The following is a 2,283-nucleotide window of genomic DNA, read 5'->3' on the forward strand; positions in this document are numbered from 1 at the left end:
GTGACGCCCGTGGGGTTGGTGCCCCAGGTAATGGTGGCATCGTTGTCGTTCTGCTCATCGGGTAGGGTTGTCCCTTGAATTATGGAATCGGGTTTATACTCAAGCTGTAAAACCCCATCAATCGCCATCTGAATATCATCCGCATAAGACATGACGTTATTCTGCATCCATACCCAGTCATTCCCGTTGTCGTTCCATTGATAAGGGAAGACAAAAGTTATGTGTTCAGTTGTACCCCCAGCCGTGTACATCATGCCCAAAGGGTCCCCATAAGGGGATACGCTCAACCCTGCGCCCGCTACAGATGGGGGAGTCAGTAAAGTATGTGCTTCTGCGAGCCCGTCTTGATCCAACGTGATACATTGGATATAGCTACCACTAACGAAAGTGATGTAAATAAGCCCTGTTCCCGTATTGTAGGAAACAGAAGGCATAGACCCACTGGCGGTTATCTCGTAATTGGAACTCCATGTACCATCCGCATATCTAACTATTAGGCGAACCGATCCACTCGCTCTTGCATAAGCGATATACAGATTATCGTCCGGGTCAGCAGCAGCACTGAAGTAGTTAACCGTCCCTGTGGCATCTAAGGCAACAGGAGCTTCCCACCCGCCACTATAGTATTTCCCCTGTAGGTAGCCGAGATTCCATAGCAAGTACATCTTCTGGTCCGTTTGATATGCTGTCATAGACTGGCGATGCCCAGTGGTCGTCCAATCCACATCGCTAGGGTACCCACCTGCTGTAGTCCATGTGCCATTATTGGTCGAGGATTTGGTCATACTTGTATAGTCAGTGGTACTCTGTGAGGACCCGTAAGCAATAAACGGATACCCGCTAGAGTCCACGGCGATTGATGTTTCCGATTCTGCATTTCTAACCCCCAGGTCCACTGCCACCTGCCAAGCGGTAGTCCATGTTATCGTTCCGTTGCCCTCCGGGGTGCCATGCCGGTAATAGATATAGTCGTTAGTACCACTATTGGCGGCCCCGTAGGCTATGTGAAGAGAACTCCCCTGCTGCCAGACACTAAAGCCATTATTTGTTGTTTCCCCTGCTGAAGCAATGGTGTTCTCGCCAGACCAACTTGCCCCGTCCGAGGATGTCTGGTAAAAGATATTATGGGCATCTGTAGCGACTGGTTTCATGTAGAAGGCCCAATAGAGGTCGTTATAGAAGAAGGAACTCCGTTTCGTAGTGTCAAGGTAAGGATAAGTCCCGGCGTGCATCGTGTACTCATGACAATCAAATAGGTTCTCAGTATCTTTTGGTGTCACGAAGTTGTCCACGTACAGAAACGCACCGAGCCCATTGGCTATGATATAGACAGTGTGCTCCCCGGTAGTGAAGTTGTTGTAGCTCATTACCCACTGGATAGCCCCTGATGTGTTCAATGCCTGGACGCTCAGATTGTTTGCTCCATTTATGCAGACCTTGAAGGCGTCTTCCTTGTAGAGTATGTTCTTATCTGCCCCGGCGGAAGTATCAAAATAACCGTCTATCAAAAGCTCCATGACGTACCCGAGCTCAAGGTCAGGGTCGTCAGGAGTCTCAAAGGAGCCGTTGTACCCGACGATAATCGGGAAACTGCTCAATGATGTAGCGCCCATGTAGAATATGAGCGTCTTGTCTTCGTAAGCCTCCAGGTCGGTGACAAACATGACCTTGTCGTCGGCCACCATGTGGGGCAGTTGTTCACTGCTGCCGGTGAGGACCCTGGTGTCCAGGGCAGTGGAACTGATAAAGTCGCCCTGGGCCAACCGCGTGGTGTTACAATCAACGGACAGCGGCACCTGGTCATACGAGTTGCCGTCCGATTCTTCTACATAAATGTAGGCATAGTAGGCAGCCAACACCGGCACCACTACCAGTAGTGTCGCTGCCACTGCCATGGCCATTGATAGACAAAACCTTTTAATCATGGCGTCCCCTTGTAGAACACCCAGACGGTACTAATCAGGGTAAAGAACGAGGCAATAATCGTGACCTGCAAAGGCACCCCGAAAAACGCCCCGGCTATCACGAATGGCCAGAACAGCAGCATCGTCCCCCTGTTGAGTTTTTGCTTCATTATTAGTAATACGAACAGGAAGATAACAAAGGCGTAGTAGAACCCGGTGCGGATCGCGTTGGCATCCCAGCCGTGTGCCCTTGTTACCGGCCCGATGTCAAACACCGTGCCCTCTATGGAGTTCTCCAGCCAGTCGGCATAGTCATCTCCTGGCGGTTTCTCATCTATTGGGTAATCAGGAGTAAATATGTATTGTCCAAAGACATACG

At 50.3% G+C, this 2,283-nt stretch carries 1 protein-coding gene and 1 pseudogene; both read right to left on the reverse strand.

What is annotated here, in order from left to right; genetic code table 11:
* Nucleotides 1-1,925: pseudogene (locus tag HWQ67_RS16710) on the reverse strand (hypothetical protein); the annotation flags it as partial.
* On the reverse strand, nucleotides 1,922-2,283 hold a 362-nt coding region (locus HWQ67_RS16715; protein WP_218253823.1), incomplete at its 5' end, for a hypothetical protein. The pseudogene HWQ67_RS16710 and the gene HWQ67_RS16715, both read right to left, overlap by 4 nt.

It is taken from the genome of Candidatus Magnetobacterium casense, from assembly GCF_019173545.1.
GTDB lineage: Bacteria > Nitrospirota > Thermodesulfovibrionia > Thermodesulfovibrionales > Magnetobacteriaceae > Magnetobacterium > Magnetobacterium cryptolimnobacter.